Source organism: Actinomyces sp. ICM47 (assembly GCF_000278725.1).
GTDB lineage: Bacteria > Actinomycetota > Actinomycetes > Actinomycetales > Actinomycetaceae > Pauljensenia.
Window position 1 is genome coordinate 1 of sequence record NZ_ALCA01000128.1, and the last position, 13,857, is coordinate 13,857.

At 68.6% G+C, this 13,857-nt stretch carries 13 protein-coding genes; 7 read left to right on the plus strand and 6 right to left on the minus strand.

Annotated elements, in window-relative coordinates; translation table 11 throughout:
• Window positions 1-27: 27 nt before the first annotated feature.
• From HMPREF1136_RS09375 to HMPREF1136_RS09390, 4 genes are all read right to left on the minus strand, one after another.
• Window positions 28-711 carry a Crp/Fnr family transcriptional regulator gene (locus HMPREF1136_RS09375; protein ID WP_009649109.1) on the minus strand — a complete coding sequence of 228 codons (684 nt, stop codon included), beginning with the start codon at window positions 709-711 and terminating at the stop codon, window positions 28-30.
• A 180-nt stretch (window positions 712-891) separates the two neighbouring features.
• The gene (locus HMPREF1136_RS09380) at window positions 892-1,797 is read right to left on the minus strand and encodes an alpha/beta fold hydrolase (RefSeq protein WP_009649108.1); all 906 of its coding nucleotides are present in this window, start codon (window positions 1,795-1,797) and stop codon (window positions 892-894) included.
• Window positions 1,794-3,581, minus strand: a complete 1,788-nt coding sequence (locus tag HMPREF1136_RS09385) for a hypothetical protein (RefSeq protein ID WP_009649111.1) — start codon at window positions 3,579-3,581, stop codon at window positions 1,794-1,796. Before HMPREF1136_RS09385 ends, HMPREF1136_RS09380 begins: the two co-directional genes overlap by 4 nt.
• A gap of 55 nt (window positions 3,582-3,636) precedes the next feature.
• On the minus strand, window positions 3,637-4,566 hold the full coding sequence (locus HMPREF1136_RS09390) for a hypothetical protein (protein ID WP_034505688.1): 930 nt from the start codon (window positions 4,564-4,566) through the stop codon (window positions 3,637-3,639).
• Between the two features lie 17 nt (window positions 4,567-4,583).
• Here HMPREF1136_RS09390 and HMPREF1136_RS09395 point away from each other — a divergent pair, with 17 nt between their 5' ends.
• Window positions 4,584-5,420 (plus strand): hypothetical protein, encoded by an 837-nt coding sequence (locus HMPREF1136_RS09395; RefSeq protein WP_009649112.1) that lies wholly within the window; start codon window positions 4,584-4,586, stop codon window positions 5,418-5,420.
• A 14-nt stretch (window positions 5,421-5,434) separates the two neighbouring features.
• Here HMPREF1136_RS09395 and HMPREF1136_RS09400 read toward each other — a convergent pair whose 3' ends face one another.
• On the minus strand, window positions 5,435-6,205 hold the full coding sequence (locus HMPREF1136_RS09400; protein WP_009649116.1) for an HAD family hydrolase: 771 nt from the start codon (window positions 6,203-6,205) through the stop codon (window positions 5,435-5,437).
• A 143-nt stretch (window positions 6,206-6,348) separates the two neighbouring features.
• Here HMPREF1136_RS09400 and HMPREF1136_RS09405 point away from each other — a divergent pair, with 143 nt between their 5' ends.
• From HMPREF1136_RS09405 to HMPREF1136_RS09430, 6 genes are all read left to right on the plus strand, one after another.
• Window positions 6,349-7,488 (plus strand): hypothetical protein, encoded by a 1,140-nt coding sequence (locus HMPREF1136_RS09405; RefSeq protein WP_009649105.1) that lies wholly within the window; start codon window positions 6,349-6,351, stop codon window positions 7,486-7,488.
• A 1-nt stretch (window position 7,489) separates the two neighbouring features.
• Window positions 7,490-8,602 (plus strand): TadA family conjugal transfer-associated ATPase, encoded by a 1,113-nt coding sequence (locus tag HMPREF1136_RS09410; protein ID WP_009649107.1) that lies wholly within the window; start codon window positions 7,490-7,492, stop codon window positions 8,600-8,602.
• Window positions 8,599-10,011 (plus strand): type II secretion system F family protein, encoded by a 1,413-nt coding sequence (locus HMPREF1136_RS09415; protein ID WP_009649110.1) that lies wholly within the window; start codon window positions 8,599-8,601, stop codon window positions 10,009-10,011. Before HMPREF1136_RS09410 ends, HMPREF1136_RS09415 begins: the two co-directional genes overlap by 4 nt.
• A 359-nt stretch (window positions 10,012-10,370) precedes the next feature.
• Window positions 10,371-10,646, plus strand: a complete 276-nt coding sequence (locus tag HMPREF1136_RS09420) for a DUF4244 domain-containing protein (RefSeq protein ID WP_009649104.1) — start codon at window positions 10,371-10,373, stop codon at window positions 10,644-10,646.
• A complete protein-coding gene (locus HMPREF1136_RS09425) occupies window positions 10,643-10,981 on the plus strand; it encodes a TadE/TadG family type IV pilus assembly protein (RefSeq protein ID WP_009649114.1) in 339 nt (112 codons plus the stop codon). The genes HMPREF1136_RS09420 and HMPREF1136_RS09425 overlap by 4 nt, the downstream gene beginning before the upstream one ends.
• A complete protein-coding gene (locus tag HMPREF1136_RS09430; protein ID WP_009649106.1) occupies window positions 10,978-11,364 on the plus strand; it encodes an Rv3654c family TadE-like protein in 387 nt (128 codons plus the stop codon). The genes HMPREF1136_RS09425 and HMPREF1136_RS09430 overlap by 4 nt, the downstream gene beginning before the upstream one ends.
• Window positions 11,365-12,337: 973 nt before the next feature.
• Here HMPREF1136_RS09430 and HMPREF1136_RS09435 read toward each other — a convergent pair.
• On the minus strand, window positions 12,338-13,857 hold a 1,520-nt coding region (locus tag HMPREF1136_RS09435; protein WP_034505697.1), incomplete at its 5' end, for a DEAD/DEAH box helicase.

The window sequence follows — 13,857 nt, forward strand, 5'->3', positions numbered from 1 at the left end:
AGTATCGGGCCCCACTCGCGTGAGAAATCAGCGGGCGCGGCGCGCCAGGCGGTCAACGTCGAGGAGGGTCACGGCGCGACCCTCCAGGCGGATCCAGCCGCGCGACACGAAGTCGGCGAGCGACTTGTTAACCGTCTCACGGGAGGCGCCAACCAGCTGGGCCAGCTCTTCCTGCGTGAGGTCGTGAGGCACGTGGACGCCCTTGTCGGTTGCGGTGCCGAAGCGGTCAGCCAGATCCAGGAGGGCCTTGGCGACGCGGCCGGGCACGTCGGAGAAGACGAGGTCGGAGAGAGATTCGTTGGTGCGGCGCAGGCGCTGTGCGAGGGCACGCAGCATGTGCTTCGCCAGCGTCGGGTTGGTGTCGAGCACGTGCATGAGATCCTCGTGCTCGAGGAAGAGGAGCGAGGCCGGGGACACGGCGGTCGCGGTGGTTGAACGCGGACCCGGATCGAAGAGCGTGAGCTCACCGATGATCTCGCCGGGGCCGAGGACGGCGAGGAGGGACTCGCGACCGTCGCTCGAGGTGTGGCCGAGCTTGACTTTGCCCTCGGTCACGATGTAAAGGCGATCACCGAGATCGCCTTCGTCGAAGAGTGTCTCACCGCGACGCAGGGTCGTATGACCCATCTTCTGCTGGAGGGACACCTGTTGTGCATCATCAAGGCCACCGAACAGCGGCACCTGGCTGATGAAGTTGCCGTCACCGATCATGGTGCGGAGCTCCTTCCGCTCGTGCCCGATTGCTCGGGCGTTCCGTTTGAGGCTGCGCGGCGATCCCCATGCGTTATATCGATCACTAGGAGGTACCGCGTATCACACCATTATGCCCTATTTATCAGGTGAAACATGTTTCATTCTGCGATTTGTGTGAGCTGTCTAATGAAACACAAGCTAAATGTCGTGTGCGTCGACGTGCTGCGCCAAGGCCTCGGCGACCATTTGGGGTGCTTCCTCGGGCAAAAAGTGCCCGGCCTCGCGAATGACGATCTGGGTCAGGGGTGCGTCGACAAACTGCGCGTCAGCCGCGTGATCGAGCGCCGACCATGCGCCGTCGTCACGCCCCACGAGAGAGAGGACGGGAACCTTCACCGGCTCCGCGAGGGTGCGGCGCAGCTCGCGCGACAGTGAACGGGTGGCGCGTAGTCCCCGCAAGGCCGTGTGGGCGGCAAACGGGCGGCGAAGCGCCGCACGGTAGGGTCCCGACTGTGACACGAGGCCGTCCACGTTTGCTGGCGAGGCCCACGCGCGGTAGACGGTCGTCACAAGCGAACCGGAGCGCAGGGCACGTTCCCGGCCCGTGGGCAGTGCCAATCGACCCTGGAGGACGCGACCGCCCGCCCAGGGCGCATGTCCGACGAGTGGCTGTACGCCGAGGGGGTGAGGAGCCGACAGGACCGCTACCGAGCGCAGTTCGAGCGGCGCGAGCGCGCCAATCATCCACGCGACCGTACCTCCCAGCCCCAGCCCCGCCACGGAGAACGACGCGATACCGAGGGCGCGCACGACGCCGATCACGTCGTCGGCCATCTGAGCCAGGTCGCAGTCCCCTCGCGTTAGATCGGACGTACCAAAGCCTCGCAAATCGAGGGCCAACACGCGCGACGTCGACTCCGCGAGAAGGGGCAGGACCTCGCGCCAGGACCACCAGTGCTCGGGAAAACCGTGCAGCAGAACCAACGCATGGTCCATGCCCTGGCCCATGTCGGCGACATGAAATGCAGCTCCGCCAGCGCTCACGTGCCGATGGGTCCAGGGACCCTCCAACTCGATCGCGCTGGCGGGGATCAGATTCTTCACTTGCGCGTCAGGTCCTTCGCGGCCTTCTTGCGGGCGCGCTTGGAGTACAGGGCACCCGCGGGATTAACGGCCTCGATGGAGGTACGCAGTGCTTCCTCGGAGCGGCCATCGCGGCGCGCGCAGTGGCTGATGTAGCCCACGCCCATCAGGAGAACACCCAGCAGAACGAAGCGGCCCGAGTAACCGGTAGCCTGAAGGTGGTGCATGAGGTTCTCGCCGAAGGGGCTGGCGCTGGACAGCGCGGTCAGCGGTGCCTGAAGAGCCTTGGCCGTGATGCCGGGAGCAAGGACCCAGGGCATGCCGATGAGCAGGAAGAGGAGGCCCATGATCCACGCGCCCAGGGAGGAGCGGCGGGCGATCACGCACAGGATCATGGAAAGAACGATTGTGCCGAGCAGTTCGCCGAGCGCCGAGAGTGATGCGATGCCCGAGAACATGGGTGCATCCTCGGCCAGCGTCATGCGGGCACCCGCGTCCGCAGCCAGGTACCAGCCGAGGGGTGCGAGGAACAGGAACAGCAGGAAGGACAGGGCATGCGCGCCGGTACGCGAGGGCATCTCGGTGGCCGTGGGCATCGGGCCGAAGAGTTCCTCGTCCAGTCGAGCCGCGGCCGACTGTTCGGAGCGCTCGCGCCCCGCAGAAGCAATCGAGGCCAGGGTGGCGGCGTCGCGCTCGTCGTCCTGCGCATTCAGCAGGGAGCGGCGGCGGGGCCCCTCGTCCCTGGCCGAAGCAGCACCTGCGCCTGCCACGGCGGCTGCGCCCGCGACCGCAGCGGCACCCGCGACGGCTGCGTCGCCCAGGTTAGCATCGGTCGTGGTGTCAGTCTGATCCTGGTCCTCAAAGGAGTAGGGGGAAGCGGCCCTGCACTCGGACAGGCGCGTGGACAGCTGTCGCGTCGGCACGTCCGTGTAAGCGCTCTCCTCGTCCCTCTGCTTCGGCAGCTTCGTCGTGGGCACGTCGATGGACGAATGCTCCTCGGCGGCGTCTGCCGTGAACTCAGCGGCGGCGCGCGCCTCCTGAGCGGCGGGGCTGAGTGCCGGGATCGACGGGGAGAAAGGCTCGTCGTCGCCGAAGATCATGGATCGGCGTGAGGATAGTGACGGGGACGAGGCCTCGGTGGCCTCAGCGGCAGCACCGCCGACCGTGTACGTGGGATCCCCGGTGTTGTTGTCTTCGATGACTGCCTCCTCGGCGAGGTTGTGATTCTCGCGCGTGACCGGGGCGTGGTCCTCCCGCACGGAATCCAGGTTTAGGCCCAGCGCGGCGGCTGCCTGTGCGGGCGTCATGATGGGGGAGTGCACGGGTTCCTCCGCGACAGGTTCCGCGAAGACCGGTGCCTTGGCGGTGGGCACATCCACCCGCGAAGGCTCCGTGTCCTCATCGTCGACCGTGAAATCGTCGGCGAGTGCGGCCTCCTGCTCGGCGAATCCATCCACCTCGGGGGCATCAAAGGAAGCATCCTCAAGCTGATCCTCGAAAGCGAGATCTGAGTCGGCCTCGTCCGCGAACTCAACGGCGGGTGCGGGGACGACGGGCAGCTCGCCGGTAGAGATCTTGTCCTCAATGGCGGGCTTGAGCGGCGCAGCTCCGGGCACGCGACCCGTCAGGCCGCCGATTGCAACTGACTCGATCTCGCCCGTGTTGATCGGTTCGCTGGTCTCGCCGATGATCGCGGCTGCATCGGAACCGTCACCGGGCAATTCGATCTCTTCACCGGTTAGGACCACGTTGTCGCGGTCGTCCGTGGCGCGCTCGCGCTGGACGTCGGACTCGTTCTCGGACATGCTTCCTCCTTTATACCTGCCCACATATTACGTTTTCAGTGGCCTTATGTGCGCATTACTCTGCGGCAGGCCCCTGATTGTAAGTCGCATCTTCTACAGAATCGAGGCGCCTCACCGCGCGGATACGTGCCCATAGGATACCCAGCGAAGCGCACCCTGTCGCCATCCCGAGCGCCGCCAACGTCGGACACGCGAGCGCCACCTTCGTCAGGATCGACGACCCTGGAACGATGACGTTGCCTGTCAGCGACGCCCAGACCGGCACCACCACGTAAGTCGGCAGCACGAGAATCAACCACGTCGCCAGCTGCGTGCCCGTGATCGACCACCGAGCGCTCACCACGATAAGCGCCAACGCCAGCCCAGCCCCAACCGCCAGACCGTGGCCCATCGAGTGCCCCCTCAGCATACCCTCCAGACCCAGTGCCGCCACGCTCGTCGTATTCGAGGGCGCCGCACCGATCATGAGCGCGGCGACCGCGAGAGCGGCGGGGATCGCGACCGTCGTACCGAAGGCGTGACGGTGCACACGCGCGAGCGGCATGCGCGTCGACTGCCCGGCGCGCACCCGCACAGACTTGATCGTCAGCGCGCACGCCCCCAGCATCAGGGACAGACACACCGGGTACAGGCTCCACACGACTCCCGCGGACATGTCGTCGGGCTCGACCGATGACTTCATGAGAAACGGGATGCGGGCCACACCGTAGAACTGGGTGGCTCCCACAATGATCGACCACACGAAGGTCACAACCATTCCCGTGCTGGACTCTTCGCAATTCAGCGCAATGAGCGCCAGGAGCAGGGAGGCGAGCGCCAGGCCGATGAGTCCCTCAACCGAGGCCAGGGGCTGGCCTACGGCTGCCAGAGCCTGCACGTCCACCATCGACGACCCCAGGAACACCAGGGCGATGGGGGCGAACACGAACGCGAAAAGACCCGAGCGCAGGCGCGCGGAGAGGCTTCGATGCTGCAAAAGCGTCATGCCCCTAGTGTAGAGGGGTGAGTATCGAAGCCCTCGTTGACCCCGCTCCTGCCGTGCTGCGTGCCGCCGCCGCGCGCCCCGACGTCGCATCCGCCATGGACGAGGCGCACGCCGCGCTTGCGGACCTGCGTTTTTCTGAGGGCCTGCGACGAGGCTGGGAGGAGGCCCGCGCTGAGGCAGCCGTTCGCGAAGCCGCCGCCCTGTCCATCATCGAGGGTGCCCGCACCAGTGTCGACGACGTGCGCGCCCTGTCCATGGCGGACGAAGGAGGCGCTGCCTCGGACCCGGGTGCCGCGCTTGCCCTGGGGATCTGGCGCTCGCAATGGAACCTCGCCTCCCACTTTCCTGCCCTTAATACGCGCTCCCAGGGGGGTGTACGCGTGGCCCCCACGCCCCTGCCCGCGCTGATCGCCGGGCTGCACAGGGACGCTTGTTCCGGCCTGGTCGCCACCGGTCTGACCCCGCCGCGTGAGGTTGCAGTGCCGACGGACCCCGCCCTGCTGGCCCCCGCCTTGGGCTACGCGCGCTGCGACGCGCCCGCCCTGGCCGTCGCCGCCGCTCTGACCGCCCACTTCCGATTCCGGCGTGTCTTCGCCCAGGCCTCGTCCGTCGTGGGAGGGGGACTGGCCCGGTGGATCCTCGTCACCCGCGGCGTCGACCCGACCGGCGTGTGCGTGCCGAGCGCCTACGACGCGCTCGACCCGGCGCGCGCGGGGCGTTCCCTCGCAGGATGGGTGAGCGCCGACGAGGCCGGCCTGGCCCGGTGGATCACCCACTACTGCGCGGGCGTCGTCTACGGTGCCCAGGTCGGGCGCGACGTCGCCCGCCACGTGCAGGCGGGCAGGCTCTCCTAGCTGCCCGTGGCCGCTCAGCGGCGCAACAGCGAGCTGGCCGCGACGCCCACCGCCACGCCCACCAGGAAGGGCACCGCGATCTTCGCGGGCATGGGTACGCGGCGCGGCAGGACGCGCACCGTGGACGTGAAGGTGAGCGTGGGCCAGCCCTCGCGCTCAGCTATCTCGCGCAGCGCGCGGTCCGGATTGACCGCGTAGGGGTGGCCGACGAGGCGCAGCAGTGGCGCATCCGACACCGAATCCGAGTACGCCGAACACTCGGACAGATCCCACCCGCGCGAGCGAGCCAGGGCCTCGCACGCGTCCGCCTTGCCCTGCGCCTGGTTGAAGTGCGTGACCTCGCCCGTGAAACATCCGTCCTCATCCACGGCGGCTTTCGACGCCAAGACCTCGTCCGCACCGAGCATCGTCGCGATCGGGCGCACCACCTGCTCCACCGACGCTGACGCGATCACCACGACGTCACCGATGCTCTTGTGGTAGGCGATGCGGCGCAGCGCCTGCGCGTAACATACCGGCTCGATCGTGCGCTCGAGCGCATCCTCGACCGTGGCCTCGAGGAACGCGGCGTTCCAGCCGCGGGCCATGCGGCCCATGGCCTCGGCCATCTGCCCCATGCGCGACTCGTCCGCTCCCGAGAGCAGGTACGGCAGCTGTACGAGGAATGAGGTGATTGCGGTGCGACGACTCATGAGACCGGCCTCGATAAACGGACCCGATAGCGCCACGTTCGACGACGTATCCAGAATCGTCTTATCCAGGTCAAAAAAGGCCGCACGTACCATCGCGTTTACTCCAGCGTCGGGATTATCCACAGGGGTCCGCCGTCGGATCCCTCTATGCACAGGGTGGCATTTCGTGTCGGCGTTGTCCACAGGGGTGCATCCGCCGGTAGACGCCCGCGCGTTCCCGGGCGCACCGTTGGGAGATGGACACAAACACTGAATGTGCTAGGGGTTCGGTCGCCCTCATCGGCCTGACCTCGCGTGATTGCGAGCGCGCCCGTGACGCCGTCACGTTGGCGGGCGCGCGCGTATGCTCCGAACCCTCCAGCGCGATCCTGGTTCTGGCGGCACCGGGCGTGCCCGTCCCCGCGCTGGTGCCGTGCGTGCGCGTCGGCGCGGGTGGCCAGGTCGTGTTGCCCGGGGACACTGCCCTGCTCGTCTCCCTCATTGCCGAGGCATCCTGGCGCTGCGTGCGCACCGGCCCCGTCTGGATGGTGGCCGGGATCGCCGGGGGCCTCGGGGTCACCTCGCTCGTGCGCATGCTCGCGCGGTCGACTGCGCTCCCGCCGTGGTGGCGGCGCTGGGGGAGCGGGCGTCATCGCTTCGGTACGAGGCCGTGGCTGGGGCGGGGGGACGAGGCCGATCACTGCGGCGAGAGAGTGCGGACTCCCTGCCCGATCATTGTCGATGCCTCCGGGTCGGTACCCGGCGTCGCGCGAGCCTGCGACCATGACCTGCCGGGCGTCAGGTGGGCGGACCTGGAGGCCTGCGAGGATTCCTACCTGCCCGCCCTGTCAGACCATCTGCCCATCATCGACGGGGTGCCCGCCCTCGTCGGTGACGAGCGCGGGGGAGCGAGCGCCGACGATCCGCGCGTGGCCGCCGCGTGCCGTTCCATCGGGGCACCCCTCATCGTCGACGCAGGGCGCTGGGATCGCCGCTCTGCTCGCCTCGCCGAGGTTATCCGCGCCGACGCGATCATCCTCCTCACCCACGGGAACCTCGAGGGAGCCGCCGCAATGGCCGCGTGCCTGGCGGTCGCTCCTCCGCCCGCCCCCGCGCTCACTCTCGTGGTCGGGGAACGAGCGGAACGCAGCCCCGGCCTCGTCGAGTGTGCGCCCGGATCGATCCTGCGTGCCCCCACTCGCCGCGGTCGCCACCTGCGGGCACTGCGCCGGGCCCTGGAGGCGTGCGGATCGCAGAGTGGTCGGTCCCCGAGTGATCGCTCCCAGGGATGCTCGTCCCGGGGCGCACCCGAGTGGCTCGACGCGCTAGACCTGTCCGCCGCGCGCCCCCGGGAGAGGGCGGACGAGCGGGATGACGCCCTCCTCCTGGAGGCCTGACGTGACCATCCCCCTGCGACTCCTCGCGCGAGGCGATACACCCGCCCGCGCCGTCTCACGCGCCGCTCGCCCGGGTTGCGGTGCCGCAGAGGCGGCCTCGATCCTCGACGAACTGCGCGCTCGCCAGCGCGGCATGAATCCCGCCCTGGCCTCGGTCGTGGACGCGCCCGGCGTCACCGATGTCCTCATCAACGGAGGACAAGCCTGGGTGGATCGAGGCGGGGGACTGGTGCGCGTCGACGTCGGCATCCCCGACGAGGCGGACGCGCGCCGCGCCGCAATCCGCATGGCGAGCGCGTGCGGGGTGCGTCTGGACGACGCGAGTCCCATCGCCGACGGGACGTTACCCGGGGGAGTGCGCCTGCACGCGGTGCTCGCGCCCGTGTCCGGCTCGGGCACCCTCATCTCCCTGCGTGTGCTCGGCACTCGCCGCCTCGGAATCGGTGACCTTGAAGCGTGCGGGACGCTGACCAAACCCGTGGGTCCCCTCGTTCGCGCGCTCGTCGCCGAGCGCGCGAACGTCCTCATCTCCGGGGCCACCGGCAGCGGAAAGACAACCCTCCTGAGCGCCGCACTCGCACTTGTTCCTGCGGGTGAGCGTATTGTCTGCATCGAAGAAGTCCCCGAAATCGCGCCCGCCCACCCGCACTGCGTCCATCTCGTCGAACGGGCCCCCAACGTCGAAGGGCGAGGTGCCGTCACCCTGCCCGACCTCGTGCGCGCCGCCATGCGCATGCGGCCCGACCGGCTCGTCCTCGGGGAATGCCGAGGCCCCGAAGTACGCGACGTCCTCACCGCCCTCAACACCGGACACGACGGCGGCTGGGCGACCCTGCACGCCAACAGCGCGCGTGACGTGCCCGCGCGGCTCGCGGCGCTCGGCGCGCTCGCGGGCATGAGCGAAAGCGCTGTCTGTGCCCAAGCCTCCAGCGCCCTCGACGCCGTCCTCCACATGCGCCGCTCCACCTCCGCTCACCGCTGGGTCGCCGAGGTCGGCGTCCTCACGCGTACATCCTCCGCCCTCCAGTGCGTGCCCGCCCTTAGCGTCAGCGTCGATGGGCGCGTCACCGAGCACGAGGCCTGGGCCACCCTGGCCGGGAGGGCTGGGATATGAGGTGGGTTGCGCGTGCACTGGCGGGAACCGCCAGCATCCGTGGTTGCGGCGGTGCGTCGGATGGTTTCCCGAGGGGCTGGGACGGCCTCGTTCCCGTTGACGTTGCCGCCGACGGGGGAGCCTGGCTGCTGATCGTTGCGTTGGTGGGTGCCGCGCTCGGAGCGTGCGCGCTGCGGCTGCTGGCGTGCTGCGTCGCCCGCCTCCTACGGGCACGCCGCGAGCGACGGGTCGTGCGGGCGTGGTCCGGGCCTTCCCCTGCAATCAGATGCGGCGGTACCTCGCCTCCATCTGTGATTGCTCGCCTGCGCGCTGGTCTCTACGTCTTCCGGAATGCCTCCGCACACCACCGCGGTCGCGCACAGGGGACGCCCTCTCCTCGTGAGATCGCCCTCCTCGTCGCAGAAGTCGCGACGCGTCTCCGCGCGGGAGCCCCGGCCTCGTCCGCATGGGGACAGGCTCTGGCGCGCATCGGCGTGGGAAGCACGGGCAGCATCGACGACGTCTACCCGCCCGTCCTCGACCAGTGGGCGCGCGAACCGAGCAGGTGGCGTGCCCTACTGACGGGCGGGCACCACTCGGAGGCGGCAGCCGCCCGGTCTAGTGCCGCCTCGGTGATCGTGGCCTGTCGATTCAGCCACAGCCTCGGCGCGCCCCTGGCCGACGTCCTCGACGCGATCGGGGATGCCATCGACGACGCGCAGGCCGTCGAGGAGGCACGGCGCGTCGCATCAGCGGGGCCGCTCATGTCCGCTCGCGTGCTCGCCGCGCTGCCCCTCGTGGGGGTTGTGGCAGCGCTGGCGCTCGGGGCCTCCCCCTGGTCCTTCTACACGGGCGGCGGGCCTGGGAGCGCCTGCGCCGTCAGTGGGCTGGCCGCGTGGGGAGCGGGCATCGCCTCGTGCAGGCGGATCCTCGCCCGCTGTCGGAGCGCGGATGCGGGCGTGGGGGGCGCGGGTGGTGGTCGCGCGGGTCCACCCATTCGGGCCGACAGCCCGGGAAGCGACGCGGCACTCGCGTGCGACCTGGTCGCCTCGGCCCTGGCCTGCGGCGCTTCAATCCCGCGCGCTCTTGACGCACTCGCCAACGCCTGCGCGCACGAAGCCCTGTCGTGGACCGCCGCCGCCCTGCGCCTGGGGGCCACCTGGGAGGAGGCCTGGGAGGACACACCCACCTGGGCCACGCCCCTGCGCGATGCGCTCGAGGCCTCGTGGACCGCCGGCACCGCGCCCGATGGAATGCTCGCACGCTGCGCCACCTGGGAACGACGCACGCGACTCATCGACGCGCGCACGAAAGCCGAAGAACTCTCCGTGCGCCTCGTCGGTCCCCTCGGAGTGTTCTTCCTGCCCGCGTTCCTCCTCCTCGGCATCGCGCCCCTCCTCGCCCACCTCATGACCGGCATCGGAGGGTAGGGGAGAGCGAACTCCTTGCAGGCACGAGGTGTAGTGCCCGTGGCCCGATTCTGTGGGGCAGCGTCGCATCGTCCTCGAGCCGAGGCCCGAGGCCTAGGCCCTTTCGCCAGAGCGGGCAGCGTCGCATCGGCAGGGCTCGGTGTCGCGCCTCACCGGCAGATGTAGCAGATGTAGCGGTCCCTCCCCTGATCTCAACGGCAACCCCCATCCACAGGGATGCGCTGAGACGAGCCTTATCCACAGCCCCCTCTCGTGTCGCAGCGCTATCCACAGGGGCAAGTTTCCGGCTGGAATGCGGCAGACACAGCCGCGCACACTGGCCCTGCGCGCACCCGCGCGCACGTTGAAAGGACAGATCAATGACGATTATTGAACGCATCGACAACGCCGCTACACGGGCGCAGCTCGCCGTGATGGGCACCCTGCGCGATGCTGCCCAACGCCTCCAAGGGCCGCGCGACGCCCCCACGGCTCGTGACACGCGCGACCCCGAGGAGGGGGCCACCACCGTCGAATACGCGATCGGCACCATCGCCGCCGCGGGATTCGCAGGACTGCTCATCGTGATCCTCAAATCGGACGCGGTGCGAGCAGCCCTCGAATCCGTCATCCAGGAGGCGCTCAACACCCGATGAGACGCGACGACGCAGGATATGTCACCGTCGAACACGCCGTGTGCTTCGCCGCCGTCACCCTCGTTATCGGCGTGATCGCCGCGACCGCGCAGGCAGGCCTGACCGGCTCCTCCCTGTGCCAGGCCGTCCGCGAGGGCGCTCGCGCCGCCTCCATTGGGGAAGACAACGCACAGGACGCGGCCACGGCCTCGTACCCGGCCGGCTCCTACACAGTCGCACGCGGGAATGGCCGTGTGACCGTCACCGGCAGCGCCCCGTATCGCGGTGCCGCCGGATGGATCGCGGGCCAGGCACACTGCACGGTCACCACCATCGACGAGGGGGACCTGCCGTGACCCGCCCACTCGACGCGCCGCCCGACCGCCTCGGTGACGAGGGGTCCGGGACAGTCAACAGCCTCGGACTCATCGCCCTGGCGATCACCCTCTCACTCCTCCTCGCGGGAGTCGGTGCCGCGCGCACCGCTGCCGTGCGACTGCAAGCCGTCGCAGACCTAGCGGCGCTCGCGGGGGCCGAGCGCTCCGCGACCTCCCCCTGGGAGGACGTCGGGGCGGCACCCTGCGACGCGGCTGCGTCCGTCGCCGCAGCAAACAGGGTCGGTGTTGAATCGTGCGAAGTGCTTGACAGCGACTGTCGGGTGGTCGTGAGCGAGTTCGTCAGGATCATGGGAGTGTCTGTCGAGATTCGCGCGAAAGCACGCGCCGGTCAGGAACAGTGAAAAACTCTCAGGAAACTATCAGGTGCGTTCAATGCTTCCCACAGGTGGGGACTCTACATTAGGAGTCATCAAGCTAAAGGAATCGCTGACAGAGGCGATCCGGGAAAGGGAGCGCATCGGGAGACTTGCACTGTGTTGATGGGATGCTCGAAGGGGCCGACCGTAAGGTCGGCCCCTTCGAGTACGTGCAGCCTGTTAACCCGGCAGCGCGACGGCGCTCTGGGGTAATAAGGTTAAAAGACAAGCGCTCCTCCACCGGAACATGATCGTGCAGCCTGTTAACCCGGGGTTATAGGGGTAAAAGACAAGGGTTAAAGGACAAAACGTGTTGGTTTTGCGGTGACTTTTCGGCTTTGCGGCGCGGGAAATTCACTATTTTAGTCGGTCGTGTGTGCCTCGATTATGTGAATACTGAAGCATCGTGGGTGTGTGGCTGTCCCATGGTTCGTGACGGATTGGCCGCGTGCGCCAACGACTTGGACTCCAAGGCATCCCGCATGTGAACCCCCGTTCCGCATGTGGGCCGCCTGTCCCGTACGTGGGCGTGGCTGCCCAGCTTCGGAATAGCGGGTTAGCGTGCGGATGAAGGGGCCCAGCTTCGGAATAGCGGGTTAGCGTGCGGATGAGAGGAGTCCTCCGATCAGCGCGCGCGGGGCTCTGGTGAATGCACTGTCGTATGAGGTGAATCTAGATAACCCAGGCATCGTGGGCGTAATTCCCCGACAAAGTCGCATGTAATTCCTATGCATCTCTTGCAAACATTGAAGTCAGATCGTCGGAATTGCAACGTTTGTGAGAGCAACTCACACTGGCCTGGGGGAATTGCATGCGTCTGTTGGAGAGGGCTGTCCCTACGCGCCGGGGGCACGGCCTCAAGTAACTGGAGGGAACTGAAATGAACTTGGGCTGTCCCTACGCGCCGGGGGCACGGGGCGCTGGCTGACAGGTGCCTGAACGGCATTCAGGGCTGTCCCTACGCGCCGGGGGCACGGTCCTGAAGGTAGGTGAGCAGCGTGATCGCGCCCTGCTTGGACAGGGGTTCGTTGCCGTTGCCGCACTTGGGGGATTGGATGCAGCGCGGGCACCCGGACTCGCAGTCGCAGGAGGAGACGGCCTCGAGCGTGGCGGCCACCCATGACCGCGCGCTGTGAAAGCCGGCAAGCGCGTGCCCGGCACCGCCCCGGAACGCGTCGTGAATGAACACGGTGGGCGCGCCCGTGTCGTCGTGCAGCTCGGTGGACAGGCCGCCCAGGTCCCAGCGGTCGCAGGTCGCGACGAGGGGCAGGATGCCGATCATCGCGTGCTCGGTCGCGTGCAGGGTGCCCGCCAGGTCCGCGGCCTCGATCCCCATCGCGGCCAGCGCCGTGGGGGTCAGGGTGAACCACGTGGACTTCGTGGGCAGCGTGTGGGTGGGGAGGAACAGCTCGATGTTGCGGATGAACTCGAGTCCGGGCAGTCGTAGCAGATCGTAGTCGGTGACTCGCGTCGACACGTTCGTCGGCCCGTGATGCCATGTGACCGTGCCATCCCCGCACACGTACGTCTCCTCGATGGCGCACACCTCGACGCTCGTGTGGGTCGCCGAGCGCGTGCGCAGGGGAGTGCGCACTTCCTCGACCAGGGCGACGCGCGCGTCATCGACCCGCGCGGGCGGGATGATGATCGACGAGGCCTGGGTCCCCTCCCGTTCCTCGCTCCTAAGGTCCTCGGTGACCCGGGTGCCACCCCCGGCCTCGGGCAGGAGTGCGCGCGGCCACCCCTGGGAGGTGGGTGCGGTGGGCGTGGTGAGGGAGTTGAGAGAGAGGACGTGGAAGGTGTGCCCCTGGTGGATGTAGATGGCACCGGGGAAGACATGGGCGTCGGCGGAAGCCTGGTCGATGGTGCCGATGACGGTGCCGGTGGCGGCGTCGACGATCTGGACGTCCCCGGCGGCGCCGCGCAGGTCGGTGAGGTCGCTGGGGTGCTCGGGCCTGGTGGCGTCCCAGAAGAATCCGGTGGGCCTGCGCTTGAGGTAGCCGTCGGCGACGAGTCGCAGGGCGACGCCGCGCAGTTCTGGGCCAAAGTAGGTGATATCGGACGGTGTGATCGGCATTTCGGCGGCTGCGGCGGCGACGTGCGGGGCCAGCACCCACGGATTAGATGGGTCGATGACGGAGGCCTCGACCTCGCCGAGGATGTGTTCCGGGTGGCGCACCAGGTACGCGTCCAGCGGGTTGTCGGAGGCGATGAGAACGGAGGTGCCCGGAGCGCCCGCGCGACCCGCGCGCCCGATCTGCTGGCGCAGGGACGCGCGCGTGCCCGGCCATCCGACCGTGATCGTCGCGTCCAGCCCCGAGATGTCCAGGCCCATCTCGAGCGCCGACGTCGTGGCGAGCGCCCGCACGCCTCCCGTGCGGATCGCCTCCTCGAGTGCCCGGCGTTCCTCGGGCAGGTATCCGCCGCGATACGCGCCCACTCGGCCCGCGTTCGCGGAACCACGCGCCAAGAGGCGGT

Excerpts from the sequence above, each read along its gene's own strand:
- HMPREF1136_RS09425 (WP_009649114.1), top strand. The coding sequence starts at position 10,643 with ATGAGACGCGACGACGCAGGATATGTCACCGTCGAACACGCCGTGTGC.
- HMPREF1136_RS09405 (WP_009649105.1), top strand. The coding sequence starts at position 6,349 with ATGGACACAAACACTGAATGTGCTAGGGGTTCGGTCGCCCTCATCGGC.
- HMPREF1136_RS09385 (WP_009649111.1), bottom strand. The coding sequence starts at position 3,581 with ATGTCCGAGAACGAGTCCGACGTCCAGCGCGAGCGCGCCACGGACGAC.
- HMPREF1136_RS09375 (WP_009649109.1), bottom strand. The coding sequence starts at position 711 with ATGATCGGTGACGGCAACTTCATCAGCCAGGTGCCGCTGTTCGGTGGC.
- HMPREF1136_RS09400 (WP_009649116.1), bottom strand. The coding sequence starts at position 6,205 with ATGGTACGTGCGGCCTTTTTTGACCTGGATAAGACGATTCTGGATACG.
- HMPREF1136_RS09415 (WP_009649110.1), top strand. The coding sequence starts at position 8,599 with ATGAGGTGGGTTGCGCGTGCACTGGCGGGAACCGCCAGCATCCGTGGT.
- HMPREF1136_RS09390 (WP_034505688.1), bottom strand. The coding sequence starts at position 4,566 with ATGACGCTTTTGCAGCATCGAAGCCTCTCCGCGCGCCTGCGCTCGGGT.
- HMPREF1136_RS09420 (WP_009649104.1), top strand. The coding sequence starts at position 10,371 with ATGACGATTATTGAACGCATCGACAACGCCGCTACACGGGCGCAGCTC.